The following is a 20920-nucleotide window of genomic DNA, read 5'->3' on the forward strand; positions in this document are numbered from 1 at the left end:
CGGTCGGCGCCGGGCTCGCCTTTGGTCTTGCGGCTCTCGTTCTCGCCGTCCGCATCGGGCGGTTCTGGCGGAGCGGAGCCGGGCCTGATGCCCGCTATTCGTTGCGAAGCTGGGCGAAAGCGCTGGCGGATGTCCTGACGCTGCGCAATCTCGGTGGCGGCGGACCCGGCTGCGAAACCCGCGACGGTCCGACGGGACCTCTCCGTCGCATCGCTCATCACCTCACCGCCTACGGCTTCGGCCTGACCTTTCTCGCAACCCTTGCCGGTTCCGTGCAGCACTATCTGTTCGGCCAGATCGCGCCCTATCCGTTGCTCAGCCCGCCCGTCGTATTGGGTAATCTTGGCGGCGTTGCAATGCTCATCGGTCTCGCGGGACTCGAATGGTACCGGCTGCGTGCCGACCGGCGTCCGGCGGCGCGGCGCATGGAAGCCGCCGACCGGATTACGCGGGCAAGTCTCGCGGTGGTCGCGCTTAGCGGGCTCGTTCTTCTGGCATTCCGGGAGACGTCCGCGATGGGGCTTCTGCTGGCGCTCCACCTCGGCAGCGTGCTCGGGCTGGTCGTGACCCTTCCCTTCTCCAAACTCTCGCATGGGGCCTATCGTGCCGCCGCGCTTCTGCGCAATGCGGGCGAACGGGGGGCGATCGCACGAAGGATGCCGCTTCGGCCGGGGCCGGGGGCGGCTGGAAAAGACACGCGGTGACAGCGCAGATTGCGCGCCGCCGCGCGTGCGCGTAAGAACCGGATATGCGACGCGCGGGTTTCGACAAGCAGTTACGCAGGGTTTTCGCCTTTATCACGGTTCTCACCGTCCTCGTCGCTGCGGTGGCGATCGGCTCCATCTGGTATCTGACGGAAAACCACAGGGCGCTGGTCCAGGAGAACCTTCCCGCGGCTGCCCTGGCGCGCGAGATCCAGGCCGACAGCGCCTATGTCGCCAGCCTTGGAACGTCCTTTACGGAGGTCGGCGATCCGGCGGATCTCGCTCTCCTCAAGAATGCCCTCTTGAACCGCGTCGAGGCGCTGGGACGTTCGGTCAACGACCTCGTCGCGCGGGCGCCGAAGCTGCAGCGCTCGACGCCGCTGGCGCTTTCAAAGGTCGAGGCGACCGTCATGAGCCAGTATGAGGCGGCGCTTGCCCGTCTCGAGACGCGTGAGGTGATCCGCCGGCGCCTGCGCGAAACCGTCACGCGGCTCGGCGAGCTGGAAGACATCCTCACCCAGCAAACCGATACGGCGCGGGTTCAGATCACCGCCGCCATTGCCGATCTCTACGACCAGAATGGCGACGACATCGCGCCGCGCCTCGATGATCTCGCCGATCTGAACTTCTTTACCTACGACCGGCTTTATGAACTGGGCCGGGCGATCGAAAGGCTGCGCGCGACGCTGCTCACGGCCGACACCCTGCAGACGCTGGATGCGCTGGCCGCCGCCCGGCGAACCGTCGTCGAGGAAATCGCCAATGCGCGCGGCCGTATCGAGTATCTGCCCTCGACCCGCGCCCGCAACCGGGTCACGATCCTGCTCGAAGGCATTTCCTCCGAGACCGATCCCGACGGTATCCTGACTGCACAGGCGGGGTATCTCGCGACATCGAAGACGCTCGGGCAAGCGCTCAAGCGCATGCAGGGGCAGACGCGGACGCTCGTGGCGTTTTCGGACAGCCTGTTCGACCGGATGCACGCCGAAGCCCTTGCCAGCCAGGCCTGGACCGAGCGGCTGGCGCGCTGGATCACGCTTGGTATGGCCGGCTTCCTGCTGGTCGCGATTGCCGCCGCCGGCCTTGCCTGGGCCAGTGTCAGCCGGCGCACGCTCGACCGTCTGGCCAACGTCAAGACCCATATCACCGCGCTGGCTCTCGGCGACTATGAACGGGCCATCCCGGAAACCGGCAGCGACGAGATCGGGCGGATGGAGCGTGCGCTGCATGTTCTGCGCTTGCGGGCGGCCGAGGCCAAGCGTCTGCGCGACGAGCTTGAGACCGCGGTCACCCAGCGAACCCGTGAAGTGGTGACGGAAATGCACGCGCATGACCGGGCGCGCGAGGAAGCCGAGGCCGCCAACCGCGCGAAGTCGGAATTCCTCGCCATGATGGGGCATGAAATCCGCACGCCGCTGAACGGTGTCGTCGGCATGCTGCGCCTGCTTGAGGCCGAAGCCTAAACGGACGAGCGGAAAAACCGCGCCACGATCGCCCGTCAGAGCGCGGAAAACCTGCTCGTCCTGTCGAATGACATCCTCGACTACGCGGCGACGCAGAGCCGTCGGCCGGTGCTGAGCCCGACCCATTTCGACGTGCGCGAACTGATGGCACAGCTGGCCGGCTATCTGCGTGCCAATGCCGCCGAAAAAGGCCTCGAGACGGCGATCGACATGGCGCCGGGCGTGCCGCCGGTGTTGCTCGGCGATGTCCAGAAGATCCGCCAGATCGTCGTCAATCTGTTGTCGAACGCCGTGAAATACACGCAGGCGGGCAGCGTTGCGATCATTCTCGACCATGCGCCCGATCCCGCGAGCGGCGACCCGGTGATCAGTTTCACGATTGCCGATACCGGCATCGGCATTCCGCTGAACGACCACGCCCGCATCTTCGATGCCTATGCGCGCGGTACGGGGCGGCCGGAAAACGCGATCGAGGGGCTCGGTCTCGGGCTCAGCATCAGCCGCCGACTGACCGAGGCGCTCGGCGGGTCGCTTTCGCTGGAAAGCGCGCCGGGCGAAGGCTCCCGGTTCACGCTCACCGTGCCGCTCAAGATCGGCGATCCCGAGCGGGTGTCCCATCAACGCGAGACCGCTGCGGTGGCATCCCTCGACAAGCGGGTTCTGGTGGTCGAGGACCAGGCGGTCAACCGCATGGTCGCGCGCGGTTATCTGGAGCGGCTCGGTTGTACGGCGGTCGAGGCGGAGACCGGAGCGGACGCGATCCGGCTTGCCCTCGACGGTGCGTTCGACCTCGTCCTGATGGATATCGATCTTCCCGACATGTCCGGCGGAGAGGCGGCGGGCCGGATCCGTGCCGAGCTCACTCATCCGCCGCGTATCGTCGCGCTGACGGCGCATCACATGGAGGATACTGCCGCGCGCCGGGCCGAACTCAACGTCGACCGCATCCTGCACAAGCCGCTATCGCCGCGCTCGCTTGCCGCGTTGCTCGGGACCGAGCCGGGTACTGCCTCTGAAAGCGAGCCGGGTGCCGATGCGATCCATGAGACGCTCGCAGCCGATGTCGCCGATATCGGCCGCGAAGAAACGGCGGCCATCGTCGACGCCTTTATCGAGGAGACGGAACGTGCGCTGGCGGCGATGCAGGCCGCATTCGCGTCGTCGGATCTGGACGGCATCGCGCGGCAGGCGCATCGGCTGAAGGGAGCTGCGTCGAATTTCGCCTTGTCGGACTTCTGCGCGGCGCTCGGCGAGATCGAAGCCGCGGCGCGCAATGGCAGCGATGTGTCCGGTGCTCTCGCCGGCATCGATGACAAGGCGGCCGCGGTCGTTGCCCGGCTGAGGGATGCTGCCCGTGGCCTGGATCTTCAGCTGTCGGAGAGTTCGGCGAGCATGTAGCCCTCGCCGTGGATCGTGATGATCCATTCCGGGCGCGAGGGATCGGGTTCGATCTTCTTGCGCAACCGGCCGACCAGAACGTCGATGGTCCGGTTGTCGGGCGCCCAGCGCTGGTTCTGGATCATGTCGAGCAGCCGGTCGCGGCTCAGGATCACGCCGGGGTGGCCGGCGAATGCGTCGAGCAGCTCGAATTCGGCGCGGGTCAGGGCTTCGATGTCGCCGTCATCGTTGACGAGGCGGCGGCGTGCCCGGTCGAGCTTCCAGCGTCCGAGCTGCACGGCCGGCGGTGCCGCGCTTTCGGTTTCCATCGCGCGCAAAGCCGCGACCCGCGCGGCCAGGTTCTTGATGCGGGCGAAAAGCTCGCGCTTGTCGAACGGCTTCGTCACGTAGTCGTCGGCGCCGAGCTCGAGCCCGACAATGCGGTCGATCTGATCGGTCCGGCTGGTAAGAAGGATGATGCCGACATCGGAGCGGGCGCGCTGCTCGCGGGTGATGGTGAGCCCGTCCTTGCCTTCCAGATTGATGTCGACCAGCAGCACGTCGGCCGGATCGCGGGCGATGATCTCTTCCATCACCGTGGCGTCGGCGGCCTCGCTGACGCGGTACATCTGCTGCTTGAGCTGGGCGGCCAGGCGGCGGCGCGTGACGGGATCGTCTTCGATGATCACGATGTGATGGCTCATCCCCCGACTTCTCCCGGCGCCGTTCCGTTTACATTCTTTTACATCTTCCTACAGCGCGTACACATCCCCCGCAAGACCGGTTCACACGCCGGGCGTAGCGTCATGGCAATCGAATTTTCCGAAGGGGCAAGGAGAACTGCCATGACATTCGCTCATACGACACGTCGCGGCTTTCTGATCGGTACCGGGGCGCTTGGCCTGTCGAGCCTGTGGAACACCACGGCGCTCGCGTCCATCGACCCGAACTCGTTCCAGGACCGCATCTTTCACGCCACCCATTTCGGCCCGTTCGAGGCCGTCGTGCGCGATGGCAAGATCGTCAACATCTCGCCGATGATCGAGCTCGATTCGCGCCCGACCGAGATGCTGTCATTGGGTATCCTCGACCGCACCAACGACAAGACGCGGGTCGACTATCCGATGGTGCGCAAGTCCTACCTCGAGGGCTGGCAGAGCGGCGACACCAAGCGCGAGCTGCGCGGCAAGGAAGAGTGGGTCCGTGTCGATTGGGACACCGCCCTCAGCCTGACGGCGAAAGCCATCCTCGATACGATCGAGAAGCACGGAAACGAGGGCATCTTCAGCTCGTCCTATGGCGGCTGGGCGAATGCCGGCGTGTTCCGTCCGAACGTGATGCAGGGCCGGTTCTTCAACCTGATTGGCGGCTGCTCGGTCACTGCCGGCGACTGGTCGGCCGGTGCAAGCCAGGTCGCGCTGCCGCACATCATCGGCGACATGGAGGTCTACTCGGCCCAGACTGCATGGGAGGTCATCCGCGACCACACCGAGGTGTTCGTTCTCGTCGGCGCCGATCCGATCAAGAACAACCGCGTCGAATATCGCGTCGCCGACCACGGCATGTATGCCCATTGGGAAGAGATCCGCGATGCCGGCGTGAAGTTTGTCTCGATCAATCCGCAGCGTACAGCGACCGACGAGTTCCTCGATGCCGAGTGGGTGAAGATCGTTCCCAATACCGACGTCGCCCTGTTCCTGGCGATGGCCTATCACGTGCTCGATGCCGGTCTCGACGACAAGGACTACATCGCCAAATACACGACGGGCGCCGACAAGTGGATCGCCTATGTGAAGGGCGAGACGGACGGCACGCCGAAGACCCCGGCCTGGGCGGCGGCGATGACCGGCATGGACGAGGCCAAGATCAAGGAACTGGCCGAACTGTTCGCCAAGTCGAAGACCCAAATCGCCGGTGCCTGGTCGCTGCAGCGTGCCCATCACGGCGAGATGACCCACTGGGCCATCGTCAATTTCGCCGCGCTTACCGGTAAGATCGGTGTTCCGGGCGCAGGCGTCGGTTTCTCGTGGCATTACGGCAATGGCGGCATGCCGCAGGGCGGCAACGCGACGCCGGTCGGCCTCAGCCAGGGCAAGAACTTCGTCGACAAGATCGCGCCGGCAAGCCGCATCACCGAGATGCTGGAAAATCCGGGCGGCGAGTTCCGCTATAACGGCATCGCACGGGAGTATCCGGACGTCTACATGATCGTCAACGCCGGCAACAACTTCATGTCGCATCAGCAGGACACCAACCGGTTGATCAAGGCGCTCGCCAAGGTCGACGCGATCGTCAGCGTCGATGTGTGGTGGACGGCGGCGACGCGCTGGGCCGACATCGTCCTGCCGGCGTCCTCGACGCTCGAACGCAACGACATCACTTCAGGCGGTACGTATTCGAATGACCGCGTCTACGCGATGAAGCGGGTCGTCGAGCCGATGGGCGAGGCCAAGAGCGATTACGAGATCTTCGAGGCGCTGGCGGAAAAGATGGGGTTCTGGGCGAAGTTCACCGACTCGCTCGAATTCATGGACCACGTCAAGGCGGCCTATTCGAAGTCCGGCGCGGCGAAGGAGACGCCGTTCGAGGAGTTCTGGGAGAAGGGTTATGCCCGCATGCCGATGCCGGCCGCGGCCCGCAAATGGGTGCGCCACGGGGCGTTCTACGAGGACCCCGAAGCGAACCCGCTGCACACCGTCACCGGCAAGATCGAGATGTTCTGCAGTACCATCGCGGACATGAATATCGAGGATTGCCCGGGCATGCCGGTGTGGCAGGAACCGGCCGAATTCCTCGGCAACGCCAAGGACGGCCAGCTCCACATGGTCAGCCCGCACCCGTGGTACCGGCTGCACAGCCAGATGGACCAGTCGGCGAATCTGCGCGCCCTCTACAAGGTGCAGGGTCGCGAGCCGGTGCGGATCAACGCCGAAGATGCCGCTGCCCGCGGTATCGCCGACGGCGATCTGGTCGAGCTCTACAACGAACGCGGCACGGTGATTGCCGGTGCGGTCGTGTCCGACGAGATCATGCCGGGCGTGGTGTCGCTCTACGAGGGCTGCTGGCCGTCGCTCGACAGCAAGGGGCGGGACAATTCCGGCCTCGCCAACTTCCTGACCTCGGCGCGGCCGGCCTCCGGGCTGTCGAATGCCACGACGGCGAACACCGTGCTGGTCTCGATGCGCAAATGCGAGGATGCGGAAGGGCCGAACCTGGCCTACGACAAGCCCGCCATCGTCGAGATGGAGCTGGCCGCGATCGATGAAGAGGTGCTCGGGCTCGGCCGGGTCGAGGGGATCTTCGAGCACATCATGGCCGACATGACGCCGGAGGAAAAGCTCTTCTACGAACGCTGCACGGTGTGTCATGCGCCGCGCGAGCCGAGCCACTACACCCAGCTGCAGTGGAAAGCCGTGCTGCCATCGATGTTCGAACGAGCCGGGCTGGACGATGCCGAACGGGCAACGGTCGAAACGTTCCTGATGGCCCGCGCCGCCGACGCGAAGAAGTAAGCATCAAGGAAGGTGGCCGGTCCACGCCGGCCACCTTTTTCACGAAACGAGCCGGGCCTTTGTGCCCGGCTTTTTGCTGCAAAATCCGGCTGATTGGATGCGGTGAAAGGGCGTGGCGACAATCACGAAGAATCTCTCAGTCGAATTGTGTCGCCGGTGGGCGCGGAGATGCGCGCTCCCGTATGCGTTGACTCAATTGCGCTTCGAGCCGTTCGACCCTTGATGGCTCTGTCGCGGAGCTCATGCAACCAGTGCCTTTTTCAGATACAACGCAGACATGATGGTATTTCGAATGGAAACTCCGCTCGTTGGGGTATTTCCCCCATAATTTCAATGTCTTTATTGGTCGATCGAAATACGCTTGTCAGAATATCCGAAATTTTCAGAAAACTTCCGGCCTCCTTGTTGATAGAAATTTACAACCCGAATAGGGTCGATGGACACGTTTAGAATGTATTTTCTCCGGGGGATTTTCAGATGGCGACCAATGGCACTTCAGGCGCAGACACGCTGAACGGCACTTCAGGCGCAGACACGATTTCAGGCTTGTCGGGGAACGACACGATCAAAGGGTACGCGGGCGCAGACTCTCTGGAGGGGAACCAGGGCGACGATATCATTGCGGGCGGCGACGGCAATGACACCATTCGGGGCGGGGATGACAATGATTCAATCGCCGGCGGCAACGGCAACGATACAATTTTCGGTGGCGACGGCAACGACACCGTGGCGGGAAACGTCGGGGATGACGAAATTTCCGGAGGCGCCGGGCAAGATACCCTTCGAGGCTGGGACGGCAACGATTGGGTCGACGGTGATGGTGGCGCCGATCAAGTCTATGGCGACGCCGGTGACGACACCCTTATCGGCGGGGCTGGCAACGACACCTTATATGGTGGAAACGGGATCGACTGGGCCTACTACACTGATGCCTCGGGCGGCGTAACAGTGAACCTTGAGGACGGCACCGCTACCGGACAAGGCTCGGACTCTCTTTTCGGTATTGAAAACGTCAAGGGTGGTGCCGGCGACGACGAGATCACCGGCACGTCCGCTGCCAATCATCTGTTGGGAAATGATGGCGACGACTCGCTGAACGGCGGGGGCGGCAACGATTCCATCCGTGGTGGAACCGGCAATGATCTTGTCGTTGGTGGTGGTGGAAACGACAGCATCTATGGTGACGCTGATAACGACACTCTTATCGGCGGAGCTGGCGACGACTTCATCTATGGTGGCAACGGTACGGACTGGGCGTACTACACTGACGCCTCGGGTGGCGTATTGGTTGACCTTGAGGAGGGCACCGCCGCCGGACAAGGCTCGGACTCTCTTTTCGGTATTGAAAACGTCAAGGGCGGCGCCGGCGATGACGAAATCATCGGCTCTTCAGACGCCAATCGTCTGGTGGGAGATAACGGCGACGATAAACTTAGCGGCGGCGATGGCAATGACACGCTGAGTGGTGGTGCCGGTAACGACACGCTGTACGGCAATGTTCACCACGACACGCTGTATGGTGGCGGCGGCGGCGATTTGCTGAACGGTGGCGTCGGCAACGATAGCGTCAATGGTGACGGTGGCGACGATACTCTCATTGGCGGCACCGGAGACGACACCCTGGATGGCGGTGACGGCGTCGACTGGGCGTATTACAGCGCTGCATCAAGTGGTGTGACAGTGAACCTCGTCGAGGGTACCGCGGCTGGTATCGGCTCGGACAGTCTTGTCAGTATCGAAAACATCAAGGGCGGTGCGAGCGATGATGAAATCACAGGCTCTGCCGCCGCCAATTATCTGGTGGGCGACGACGGCAACGATACGCTGTCTGGCAATGGCGGCAACGACACGCTGAGCGGCGGCGCTGGTTCCGACTCGCTGAAAGGCGGCGGTGACGACGATTTTCTGAGTGGCCAGGGAGACGACGACTGGCTCTTCGGCGGAGATGGCGACGATACCGTGTCCGGTGATGCCGGCAACGACACCCTTCATGGTGGCAACGGCAATGACACGCTGGGCGGTGGCGCGGACGATGATTTCGTCAACGGGGGTGACGGAAATGATGTCATCTCAGGCGATTCGGGCGTCGATACACTTATGGGTGGCGACGGAAACGACACCATGGATGGTGGCGACGGTGTCGACTGGGCATCTTACACCAATGCTACGAGCGGGGTGACGGTCAATCTTGAATTGGGGACTGCCACCGGACATGGCTCGGACGTCCTTTCCAATATCGAGAACGTCAAGGGTAGTGACAGCAACGATGCCATCACCGGTTCTTCCGATGCCAACTATCTGGAGGGCAGAGGTGGCAGCGATACGCTTATCGGCGGCGGCGGCAACGACACGCTGAGCGGTGGTGATGGTGTCGACACGGCAGTCTTTACCGGAGACTGGGCGGATTACGACGTCACGGTCAACGGCGACAGCTCCTACACGCTGGTCGACACTCGCGGCGGCTCGCCGGACGGAACGACGACAGTGCTCGCCGATGTCGAGAACTTCCAGTTCAGCGATGGCACGGTGGCGCGGGCGGATGTCCCGAATGATGCGCCGAGCGATATCACACTGTCGAACGACACTATTCTGGAGAATGCGCAGCCGGGCGACGTTGTCGGCACGGTTGCCGTCAGCGATGCCGACAGTGGCATCGCATCCGAGGGGCACAGCTATCAGATTACCGGGGGAACCGGTGCTGGCCTCTTTGACATCGATGGCTCGACCGGTGCGATTACGGTCGCCGGCGCGCTCGACTACGAGACGACCAATACCTATGACCTGAGCGTTGACGTGACCGACGCCCATGGTGCGACCTATACCGAGACGGTGACGATCTCGGTGGGCGATGTCAACGAAGCGCCGGACAGCCTTGGCATCGCGTTTAATGCCGATGTCGTTACGAATAACGGTCTCGACGAGAACACAGCTCTCGGCACGGTGGTCGGCACGGCGACGGGCAGCGACCCGGATGCGGGGGATGTTCTGAGCTACAGTCTGACCGACGATGCCGGTGGCGCGTTTGCCATCGACGGCACGACGGGCGTGATTACGGTGGCCGGCGCGCTCAATCATGAGGCGACGGAAACCCTCGACCTGACGGTTCGCGTGACGGACACGGGCGGGCTGACGCGCGACGAGACGGTCACGCTCGAAATCCGGGACATCGACGAGGTGCCGGACAGCTTGGCTGTCTCGGTCAATGCGATCGATGAAAACTCGGAAGTCGGCACGGTTGTCGGCACGGCGACGGGCAGCGACCCGGATGCGGGCGATGTGCTGAGCTACAGCCTGACCGACGATGCGAATGGCGCGTTTGCCATCGACAGCGTGACGGGCGTGATTACGGTCGCCGATCCGCTGCAGCTTGACTACGAGACGGCGCAAACCCTCGACATCACGGTTCGCGTGACGGACGCCGAAGGTCTCTATATCGAGGCCAATCAGGCCGTGACCCTCAACAATGTCATACCCGAAACGATCACGGGATCCTCTGGCGACGACAGCATTACAGGCGCTGACGGCAACGACACGCTCATCGGCGGAGGTGGCAACGACACGCTGAGCGGTGGTGACGGAGTCGACACGGCGGTCTTCACCGGGACCTGGGCGGATTACGACGTCACGGTCAATGGCGACAGCTCGTATTTGCTGGTCGACACGCGCGGTGGTTCGCCGGATGGAACGACGACGGTTCTCGCCAATGTCGAAAACTTCCAGTTCAGCGACGGCACGGTGGCGCGGGTGGACGTCCCGAATGATGTGCCGAGCGATATCACACTGTCGAACAACACCATTCTGGAGAATGCGCAGCCGGGCGACGTCGTCGGCACGGTTGCCGTCAGCGACGCCGACAGTGCCATTGCGTCCGAGACGCATAGCTTCCAGTTCACCGAGAATACGGACTCCGGTCCCTTTGCCATCGATGGTGCGACCGGTGTGATCACGGTCGCCGGCGCACTCGACTACGAGACGACCAATACCTACGACCTGAGCGTTGACGTAACCGACGCCCACGGTGCGACCTATACCGAGACGGTGACAATCTCGGTGGGGGATGTCAACGAAGCGGGAGCCTATCCAGCTGAACTCAGTCTCTCCAGCCTTGATGGCACCAACGGCTTTCAAATCAACGGCGAGGCTGCAGAAGACTATAGCGGGTATTCCGTCTCCAGTGCCGGTGATATCAACGGCGATGGCTTCGATGATGTGATCATCGGTGCTTTCCGTGCGGATCCGAACGGAAGCGAGTCAGGCGCGTCGTATGTGGTATTCGGTAAGGCGACCGGTTATTCCGCCAGTATTGAACTCTCAAACCTTGACGGCACCGATGGTTTCCAGATCAACGGAGAGGCCGTGGGTGACCGCAGTGGCTGGTCCGTTTCCAACGCCTGCGATGTCAATGGCGACGGTTATGATGATCTGATCATCGGCGCTTATTTCGCAGATCCGAATGGGAACACCTCCGGCGCGTCGTATGTGGTATTCGGTAAGGCGACCGGTTATTCCGCCAGTATTGAACTCTCAAACCTTGACGGCACCGATGGTTTCCAGATCAACGGTGAGGCCGCGAGTGACCTGAATGGCGATTCAGTTTCCAGCGCTGGCGATATCAATGGTGACGGTTTCGATGATCTGATCGTTGGTGCCTTCGGTGCCGATCCGAATGGGGATGCCTCTGGTGCATCCTATGTGGTTTTCGGCAAAGCATCGGGTTTCGCAGCCAATCTGGAACTGTCCAGTCTTGACGGGGCCAACGGATTCCAGATCAACGGTGAGACAGTAGACGATAACAGCGGGCATTCCGTCTCTAGTGCTGGCGATATCAACGGTGACGGCTTCGATGATCTGATTGTCGGCGCGCCCTATGCCGATCCGAACGGAGTTGCTTCTGGTGCATCCTATGTGGTTTTCGGCAAAGCATCGGGTTTCGCAGCCAATCTGGAACTGTCCAGTCTTGACGGTACCAACGGATTCCAGATCAACGGTGGGGCTGCGGACGATCGAAGCGGATGGTCGGTCTCCAGCGCCGGAGATATCAACGGGGACGGCTTCGATGATCTTATTCTTGGTGCCGACTTCGCCGATCCAAATGGGGATCTCTCCGGTGCGTCCTATGTGGTGTTCGGTCAGGCTTCGGGTTTCGCAGCCAGTCTCGAACTGTCCAGCCTTGATGGCACCAACGGCTTCCAGATCAACGGAGAGGCAACGGGCGACCAGAGCGGTCATTCCGTCTCCAGTGCCGGTGATGTTGATGGCGATGGCTACGATGATCTGATCATCGGTTCTTTCGGTGCCGATCCGAATGGGGATCTCTCCGGTGCATCCTATGTGGTTTTCGGCAAAGCATCGGGTTTCACTGCCAATCTGGAACTCTCCAGCCTCGGCGGTATCAACGGGTTCCAGATCAACGGGGAGGCAGCAGGTGACCAAAGCGGTGTTTCTGTCTCCGGTGCCGGCGATGTCAACGGCGATGGCTTTGATGACTTGATCATTGGCGCTTCCCACGCCGATCCAAATGGCGACGGCTCCGGCGCGTCCTATGTGGTGTTCGGCGGGCCCGGTGCGGTTGATCCCATAATTGGCGGTGACACAGATGACTCACTCATCGGCGGTGAGGGCGACGACTATATCGATGGCGGCGATGGCAGAGACGAAATACTCGGCAATGGCGGTGATGACACGTTAATTGGCGGCTCCGGGAAGGATACGATTTACGGCGGAACGGGTGCTGATAGCATTGATGGCGAGGAGCACGGCGATGAAGTTTATGGGGAAGAAGGCGACGACACCATCACTGGTGGTCATGGATACGACACGCTTGACGGTGGCGCCGGCAACGACTTCATCGACGGAGGAGAATTCGACGATAGTGTTCTAGGTGGTGACGGCAACGATACCCTTTGGGGCGGCGATGGCAATGACACCGTCAACGGCGGTACTGGAAATGACGTTCTCTATGGCAACGCTGGTGATGATTGGCTGAATGCCGCTGGCGGCAACGATACCATCTATCACTTCGTCGGCGATGGCGATGATCAAGTGGACGGTCGCAATGACGACGACTTGCTCATCGTTGCTAACCACACGCTTTACGCCGATGGAAGCACCGCCGCAAACGCTTCATCGCAGACCTTTGCGGTAGAGGGTTTCATCAACGGCGAGATTTACATCGACTATGACGGCTTGGATGCCCCCGATGTTTCCGTGCTCAAAAACACGGAAGTTATCGAAATCGTCTTGGGCGATGGTGGTGACGCGGTCGAACTCTCTGGTGATTTCTCACTGACGGACTTAACGGGAGGGATCACGGTCAACGGTGGCAACGGTGACGATCTTCTGATCGTCAATCTTGACGCTGCGGGTCATGTTTTTGCTGGGGGCGCAGGCGAAGATACGCTCGATTATTCAAAACAAACAGCTGCCGTCACCGCCGATCTTGCGGCCGGGACGGGAACCGGCATGGCCTTGATCATCAATGTCGAGAACCTGACGGGCGGCGCCGGCGACGATACGCTGTCCGGTGACAATGGCGACAATCGGCTTGCCGGCGGGCTCGGCGACGACAGCCTCACCGGCGTGCTCGGGTCGGACAGCTTCGTCTATGCCGATGGCGCATTCGGCCACGATACCCTGACCGATTTCCAGACGGGCGCCGCCTCGGACGACGTGATCGAGTTCAGCACCGATGTCTTTGCGGACTACGCTGCCGTGCTTGCGGCCGCGACGGACGATGGCACGGATACGACCATCACGTTCGACGCCGACAACACGATCGTTCTTGAAGACGTTCTGGTTGCCGATCTCGATAGCGACGACTTCGTCTTCGTGTAACGGCTACGGTCTCTGGTTCGTTTTGTCACGGGGCGGTTGCCGTTGATGGGAAATCATCGGCAGCCGTGGTCGGGAGCGTTGCCGCGCTGACACGACGACCGGCTGAACATTTCACACAACAGGGCGCCGGCGCCGGTTCCCGCGCAGTGACGCCCGGTCGCCGCGCGGGTGCGGCCGCGCGTGCTTTTCGCGGGGAAACGGGCACTGAAAATCTCAGTTTGTCGCGGCCGTGAGCTCCCGCACTACGGCGGAAACCCTAACGCACGCCCATATGTCAGACATGGATTGCATGTATGTCTGAATTATGCGATCATATGTTCAAATAAGAATACATATGGGAGGGGCGTGCCATGGGTTCTCAAACCCAGCCCGCCGGATTTACCTCAGCGACCCGCGATCTCGCGAACCGGGTGGCGGAGAAGCTTGCCGAGGAAATCTTTTCCGGCGGCTACAATCCCGGCGACATGCTGCCGAAGGAAACCGACCTTGTGGAAAGCCTCGGCATCAGCCGGGCCTCTATTCGGAGCGGACTGCAGGTTCTGACCTCGCTCGGCATCATCCGGCGTCTGGTCGGCCAGGGCACGGTCGTTGAAGAATTCCGCGAATGGAGCCTGCTCGATCCCACCGTCACCCGCTGGATGGTCGACTACGCCAATCCCAATCCGGATTTTCTGCGTGAGGTGTTCGATTTCCGCTACGCCATCGAGCCGTATATCTCGGCGATCGCGGCGACCCGGGCGACGGCGCAGGACCTTGCCGCCATGGAAGCGGCTTATCTCGACATGGAAAAGGCACTCGGCGGCGATCCGACCGATTTCAGCCTTGCCGACATCGCCTTCCACACGGCGATCTACCGGGCGACCCACAACCTTATCTGGTCGCAGCTCGCCCACATCCTCAACCCCGCCATCATGCTGGTGATCCGCAAGTCGAATGCGACGGCGGATGAACTGAGCGACAGTCTCGGGCGCCACCGCATGGTGATGGAATATATTCGCCTGCGCAAACCGGAAGAAGCCTACGACGCGTCGATCAGCGTCATGGACCGCACCGCCTTCGACCTTGGTGTGCAACTCACGGAAAAAGCGGACGAACTCCTCGCCTTGGTGAAGGCGCGGTCGCTGCCGGCTCGATCCTGAGCCCGGCCTTGCCTAACGAGAACCGGGCTTGGGAACGAACATGGGCTCGGAAAGATAGGGAGAACTTCGATGAAATCCTCACGTTTCGCACTGGCTCTTGCCGCTACGGTGGGCCTTGCCGTGCTCGGCCAGCCCGCGCTGGCGGCCGACTACGAGTTCAAGTTCCAGTCGAGCGATCCGGCTGGCAACCCGAACTTCATCCTGCAGACCGGCTGGACCAAGGCGCTGGCGGAGAAAACCGGCGGCAAGGTAATGGTTGAACTGCTGCCGGTCGGCTCAATCGTCGAGCACAACGAGACCCAGGACGCGATCGCGGCCGGTATTCTCGACGGCCACATCACCGACACGTCCTACTTCTCCGGCAAGGATGCCGCGTTCAGCCTGATCGCCAATCCGGTCGGCGCCTGGTCGGATCCGCAGCAGATGTTCGACTTCATGGAGAAGGGCGGCGGCAAGGAGTTGATGAATGAACTCGTCGAGCCCTATGGCCTGCACTTCATCGGCGCTACGACGCCGGGCCTCGAAGCCTTCGTCTCGGCCGTGCCGATCGACACCGTCGACGGTCTGAAGGGCGTCAAGATGCGTGCGCCGGAAGGCCTCGTGCAGCAGGTGTTCGCCGCCGCCGGCGCAGCGCCGGTCAACCTGCCGGGCTCGGAAGTCTTCACCGCGCTCGACAAGGGCGTTATCGAGGCGGCCGATTACACCGTCTTCTCGACCAATCAGGCGCAGGGTCTCAACGACATCGCCACGCACCCGATCTATCCGGGCTTCCACTCGATGCCGCTCGTCGAGGTTTCGATGAACAAGGAGAAGTGGGACGCCCTGCCGGCCGACATCAAGGCGGCGTTCGAGGAAACCGTGAAGGACTTCTCGCGCAGCCAGGTCGCGGCTCTTGCAGCCAAGGACAAGGAAGCTGTCGCGGCGGCTGAAGCCGGCGGCAAGATCACCGTCCACAACTGGTCGGACGAAGAGCGTGCCAAGTTCCGCGCCATTGCCATCGGCGAATGGAAGAAGGTCGCGGAGCGCAGCGAGAACGCCAAGAAGGTGTACGACGTGCTGACCACGTATCTGAAAGAAAACGGTCTGGTGAAGTAACACCGTTCGGAAAAAGCCGGTGGCGGGTTGGCCTGCCGCCGGCCTTCCGTGTGGAGGATGCGCGCATGTCGGGCGACGAAACGGACCTGGCGATCGAGCGCCCGGTCATCGAAGACAGAACAAAACTCGGGGCAATCAAGGAGGCCGGCCGCCTTGGCTGGCTGATCGACAAGGGCGGAATCATTTTCGCCGTCGGCATCTTCCTGTCGATGATCATTCTGATCCAGGAAGTGTTCCTGCGTTACGTGCTCAACGCGCCGACCATCTGGGCGCATGAGACGACGATCTTTCTGTGCGCCATCGCCTTCATCTATGGCGGCCTCTATTGCGCGTCGCGCAACACCCATATCCGCGTCGTCATCATCTACGACCGGATCGGTCCGCGCGCGCGCCGCGCGCTCGACGTGGTGATCTCGCTGGTATGCGCGGTCTCGGCGGGCTTTTTCGCCTACGCGGCGTGGCTGATGGTGCAGCGCGCGGCCTTTGCGCCCGGCGGCCGGTTCCGGCTCGAAACCTCGGGCAGTGCCTGGAACCCGCCGACGCCGGCGCTTTTGAAGATCTTCATGCTGGTGATCCTCGTCGTTCTGGCGCTGCAGTTCCTGATCCTGGCGTTCAATTACGCACGCGGCGCGCTTGCGAAAGACCCCGCCAAGGCGGCTGATGACGCCGACGCGCAAGAGGGAGACGCGTGATGGAATCCCTCGATTTCCTGTTCAATCTCAAAGCGCTCGGTATCGAAGGCGGCACGCTGTTGATGTTCGCCATGCTGCTCGGCCTTCTCTTGACCGGCATGCCGCTTGCCTTCGTCACCCTGCTAGTCGCGCTGATTTTCGCGCTCGGCTGGTTCGGACCGATGGCCGTGCCGCTGATCACCAGCCGCGTCTATTCCTTCGTCTCCTCCTTCGTGTTCGTCTCGGTGCCGATGTTCGTGCTGATGGCGGCGCTGCTCGACCGATCGGGCATCGCGCGCGACCTGTTCGACGCGATGAAGCTGTTCGGCGGCCGGCTGCGCGGCGCGGTTGCCGTACAGACGATCTTCGTTGCCGTGATCCTGGCGGCGATGAGCGGCATCATCGGCGGCGAGATCGTGCTTCTTGGCCTGCTCGCCCTGCCGCAGATGCTGCGGCTCGGTTACGACAAGCACCTCGCCATCGGCGTAATCTGCGCCGGCGGCTCGCTCGGCACCATGGTGCCGCCGTCGATCGTGCTGATCATCTACGGCCTGACGGCCAACGTCTCGATCGGCGAATTGTTCACCTCCGCCTTCGTCCCCGGCTTCATGCTGGCGTCGTTCTACGTCGTGTTCATTTTGATCCGCTGTTACGTCAACCCGGAGCTGGCGCCGGATCCGGTGCCCGACACGACCCCGCTGAAGGACAAGCTGAAGCTCCTCAAGGGCATCATCCTGCCGATCATGGTCGTTGCCTTCGTGCTCGGTTCGATCTATGGCGGCATCGCCTCGGTGACGGAAGCCTCGGCGGTCGGCGTGCTCGGGGTGCTGATCTCGACCATCGTTCGGCGGGAGTTCACACTCGATATGCTGCGCGGGGCGGCACTTCAGACGCTCGCCACCTGCGGGATGATCGTGTGGATCGGCATCGGCGCCAGCGCGCTGGTCGGCGTTTTCAACCTAATGGGCGGCATCAAGTTCGTCTCGGCGCTGATCACCGGCATTTCCGACAACCCGACGATCATCATCCTGTTCATGATGCTGATCCTGTTCATCCTCGGCATGTTCCTCGACTGGGTTGGCATCGCGCTTCTGACCATGCCGATCTTCGTGCCGATCGTGAACGACCTTGGCTACGATCCGGTGTGGTTCGGCGTCGTGTTCGCCATGAACATGCAGATCAGCTTCCTGTCGCCGCCGTTCGGGCCGGCCGCATTCTATCTCAAGAGCGTGGCTCCACCCGATATATCGCTCGGGACGATCTTCCGCTCGCTGCTGCCGTTCATCGCGATCCAGATATTCGCCGTCGGCCTGCTGATCGTCTTCCCGGGGATCACCGGCCGCTGATACAAAATATCTAGGGTCGGCGCGGTATCCGTGCCGGCTCCTTCACCACCCGCGGGAGAGGCTCTCGTGAAGATCACCAAGCTGACCACCTATCTCGTGCCGCCGCGCTGGCTGTTCCTCAAGATCGATACGGATGAGGGCGTTTGCGGCTGGGGCGAGCCGGTTCTCGAGGGCCGTGCGGCGACCGTTGCCGCGGCGGTCGACGAATTCGCCGACATGCTCATTGGCCGCGACCCGCGCCGCATCGAGGACATCTGGCAGACGCTCTATCGCGGCTCGTTCTATCGCGGCGGGCCGATCCTGATGTCGGCCATTGCCGGCATCGACCAGGCGCTGTGGGACATCAAAGGCAAGGCGCTCGGCGTGCCGGTGCACGAGCTGCTCGGTGGCGCCGTGCGCGACCGCATGCGGATGTATTGCTGGATCGGAGGCGACCGGCCGCACGATATCGGCCGGCAGGCCCGCGAGGTGGTCGAAAAGGGATTCACGGCCTTCAAGATGAACGGCACGCCGGAACTTGCCATCATCGACAGCCATGCGCGTATCGACGAGGCGGTGGCGCGGGTTGCCGAAGCCCGCACGGCGGTCGGCCCGGAGGTCGGTATCGCCATCGATTTCCATGGCCGGGTGCACCGGCCGATGGCGAAGGCGCTGCTGAAGGAGCTGGAGCCGTTCCACCCGCTGTTCGTCGAGGAGCCGGTTCTGCCCGAGCATCTGCATGCCTTGCCGCAGATCGCCGGGGGGCTCGGCTATCCGATCGCTACCGGCGAGCGGCTGCACACCCGCTTCCAGTTCCGCGATCTCCTCGAAGCGCGCATGGTCGATATCATCCAGCCCGATATCAGCCATTGCGGCGGTCTGACCGAGGCCCGCAAGATCGCCGTCATGGCCGAGGCCTATGACGTGGCGCTGGCGCCGCATTGCCCGCTTGGACCGCTGACGCTCGCCGCCTCGCTGCATCTCGACTTCCTGTCGCACAATGCGTTCATCCAGGAGCAGTCGATGGGCATCCACTACAATGTCGACAATGACGTGCTGGACTATCTCGTCGACCCGGCGCCGCTGCAGATCCGCGATGGCTACCTGCCGCTGCTTGAGCGGCCCGGCCTCGGCGTCGAGATCAACGAGGCCTTCGTTATCGAGCAGGCGAAAAAGGGCCATCGCTGGCGCAATCCGCTGTGGCGGCACGAAGACGGGAGCGTTGCCGAATGGTAGGAGCGCAGGACGCCTTTGCACGGGCAATGTCGACATTGCCGCTGGTCGCGATCCTGCGCGGCGTGCGGCCTGACGAGGTTGTCGGCATCGCGGACGCGCTGATGGCCGCCGGTTTCACGCTCATCGAGGTGCCGCTCAATTCGCCCGATCCCTTCGACAGCATCGCCCGTCTCGTGGACCATTGCCCGGACGATGTGGTGGTCGGCGCGGGAACGGTACTGTCTGTCGCCGATGCCGAGCGGCTTGGCACGATCGGTGCGCGGCTGATGGTGACGCCGATAATCGATCCCGAGGTTGTCCGCGCTGCGACCGATGCGGGTATTGCGACCGCGATCGGCTGCATGACGCCAGGCGAGGTGTTCACGGCCATCAATGCCGGGGCGACCGCGGTGAAGATCTTTCCCGCCAATGCCTTGCCGATCCGCTATGCGGCGGATCTGAAGGCGGTGATGCCGCGCCGCTGTCCGGTTCTTGCCGTCGGCGGTGTCGGGGCCGGGGATTTCGCAGCCTATACGGCAGGCGGTTATGACGGCTTCGGGCTCGGCAGCTCACTCTATGCGCCGGGTCTCGCGGCAGACGAAGTCGGCGCCCGCGCGGCGGCCGTCGTCGCGGCGTGGCGGCAGGTGGAGGGTTCCTGACGATGGGCGGGCCGGTCATCCTTGTCGATTGGGGAACGACCAATTTCCGGGCCTGGCTCGCGACCGGTCCCGGGGTGCCGCCCGAACAGATCGTCAGCGATGGTCCGGGGATGGCATCGTTGGCGCCCGGTGAATTTCCAGAGGCATTTTCGCGCGCCCTCGACCCCTGGCGGAGCGGATCATCGCCGGTGCCCGTCTACATGGCCGGCATGGTCGGTGCGGCGACCGGCTGGCAGGCGGCGCCGCAATTGCCGCTGCCGGTCACCCTTGCAGACCTCGCTGGCGCAGTGGTTCCGGTCGACGGGTTCGAGGAGGTCTGGATCGTTCCCGGCGTGCGTGTCCCCGGCGAAGCGCCCGACGTGATGCGTGGCGAGGAGGTGCAGATCTTCGGCGCGTTCGGCCTCACCGGGCGGCGCGACGCGATGCTCTGTCTGCCGGGCACCCACAGCAAATGGGCGCGCGTTGAAGACGACACGCTGATTACCTTCACCACGTCGATGACGGGGGAAGTGCACGCCGTCATGATGGCGCACTCGCTTCTTGGCCGCGAAGCCTCCGGCGATAGCGGCCCGCTCGGTGCGGCCTTCGATGAAGGCCTTGCAGCGGGAGCAGGCAGCGGCGGTTTGCTGCATCAGCTTTTCGCGGCCCGTTCGCGGCGGCTCTTTGGCGATCTCGGCCCGGACGACGTGCGGCCGTTCCTCTCCGGCGTGCTCATCGCGTCGGAGATCGCCGCGATGGCGACGGACTATCCGCCCGGCGACGGCGAGGTGCTGCTGGTCGGCTCGCAAACCCTGCGCGGTCCTTATGAACGGGCGCTCGAGCATTTCGGCTACGTGTATCGCTGGATCGATGCCAGCGACGCGACGCTGCGGGGGCTTTTCGACATTCTGCAATGCCGCAGCGGGGGGCGTTGAGATGGCCCGATC

Annotated in this window: 12 protein-coding genes; 11 read left to right on the top strand and 1 reads right to left on the bottom strand. The window is 62.8% G+C overall.

All coding sequences use genetic code 11. The annotated features are described in order from the left end of the window. Positions 1-748 precede the first annotated feature (748 nt). Together C0606_08440 and C0606_08445 are read left to right on the top strand one after the other, a co-directional pair. On the top strand, positions 749-2167 hold the full coding sequence (locus C0606_08440; GenBank protein PLX38234.1) for a hypothetical protein: 1419 nt from the start codon (positions 749-751) through the stop codon (positions 2165-2167). Positions 2168-2275: 108 nt separating this feature from the next. Then, a complete protein-coding gene (locus C0606_08445) occupies positions 2276-3565 on the top strand; it encodes a hypothetical protein (protein PLX38235.1) in 1290 nt (429 codons plus the stop codon). Here C0606_08445 and C0606_08450 read toward each other — a convergent pair. Beyond that, positions 3535-4248, bottom strand: a complete 714-nt coding sequence (locus tag C0606_08450) for a two-component system response regulator TorR (protein ID PLX38236.1) — start codon at positions 4246-4248, stop codon at positions 3535-3537. The genes C0606_08445 and C0606_08450 overlap by 31 nt on opposite strands. Positions 4249-4389: 141 nt before the next feature. Between C0606_08450 and C0606_08455 the strand changes: the two genes are divergently transcribed. The 9 genes from C0606_08455 (at position 4390) to C0606_08495 (ending at position 20908) form a co-directional block, all read left to right on the top strand. Then, positions 4390-7056, top strand: a complete 2667-nt coding sequence (locus C0606_08455) for a trimethylamine-N-oxide reductase (GenBank protein PLX38237.1) — start codon at positions 4390-4392, stop codon at positions 7054-7056. Positions 7057-7533: 477 nt separating this feature from the next. After that, positions 7534-13890: a hypothetical protein gene (locus tag C0606_08460; protein ID PLX38238.1), complete on the top strand. Its 6357-nt coding sequence runs from the start codon at positions 7534-7536 to the stop codon at positions 13888-13890. A 410-nt stretch (positions 13891-14300) separates the two neighbouring features. Continuing rightward, positions 14301-15029 carry a FadR family transcriptional regulator gene (locus tag C0606_08465; protein ID PLX38239.1) on the top strand — a complete coding sequence of 243 codons (729 nt, stop codon included), beginning with the start codon at positions 14301-14303 and terminating at the stop codon, positions 15027-15029. A gap of 69 nt (positions 15030-15098) precedes the next feature. Then, a complete protein-coding gene (locus tag C0606_08470) occupies positions 15099-16124 on the top strand; it encodes a C4-dicarboxylate ABC transporter substrate-binding protein (protein PLX38240.1) in 1026 nt (341 codons plus the stop codon). 65 nt (positions 16125-16189) lie between these two features. Next, positions 16190-16816 (top strand): C4-dicarboxylate ABC transporter permease, encoded by a 627-nt coding sequence (locus C0606_08475; GenBank protein ID PLX38241.1) that lies wholly within the window; start codon positions 16190-16192, stop codon positions 16814-16816. Next, positions 16816-18141 (top strand): C4-dicarboxylate ABC transporter permease, encoded by a 1326-nt coding sequence (locus tag C0606_08480; GenBank protein ID PLX38242.1) that lies wholly within the window; start codon positions 16816-16818, stop codon positions 18139-18141. The genes C0606_08475 and C0606_08480 overlap by 1 nt, the downstream gene beginning before the upstream one ends. 66 nt (positions 18142-18207) lie before the next feature. After that, positions 18208-19356, top strand: coding sequence for a galactonate dehydratase (locus tag C0606_08485; GenBank protein ID PLX38243.1), 1149 nt, complete (start codon positions 18208-18210; stop codon positions 19354-19356). A gap of 26 nt (positions 19357-19382) precedes the next feature. Beyond that, positions 19383-19994 (top strand): 2-dehydro-3-deoxy-6-phosphogalactonate aldolase, encoded by a 612-nt coding sequence (locus C0606_08490; protein ID PLX38244.1) that lies wholly within the window; start codon positions 19383-19385, stop codon positions 19992-19994. Positions 19995-19996: 2 nt separating this feature from the next. Then, the gene (locus C0606_08495; protein PLX38245.1) at positions 19997-20908 is read left to right on the top strand and encodes a 2-dehydro-3-deoxygalactonokinase; all 912 of its coding nucleotides are present in this window, start codon (positions 19997-19999) and stop codon (positions 20906-20908) included. Positions 20909-20920 lie beyond the last annotated feature (12 nt).

It is taken from the genome of Hyphomicrobiales bacterium (assembly GCA_002869065.1).
Taxonomy (GTDB): Bacteria; Pseudomonadota; Alphaproteobacteria; order Rhizobiales; family Rhodobiaceae; genus Rhodobium.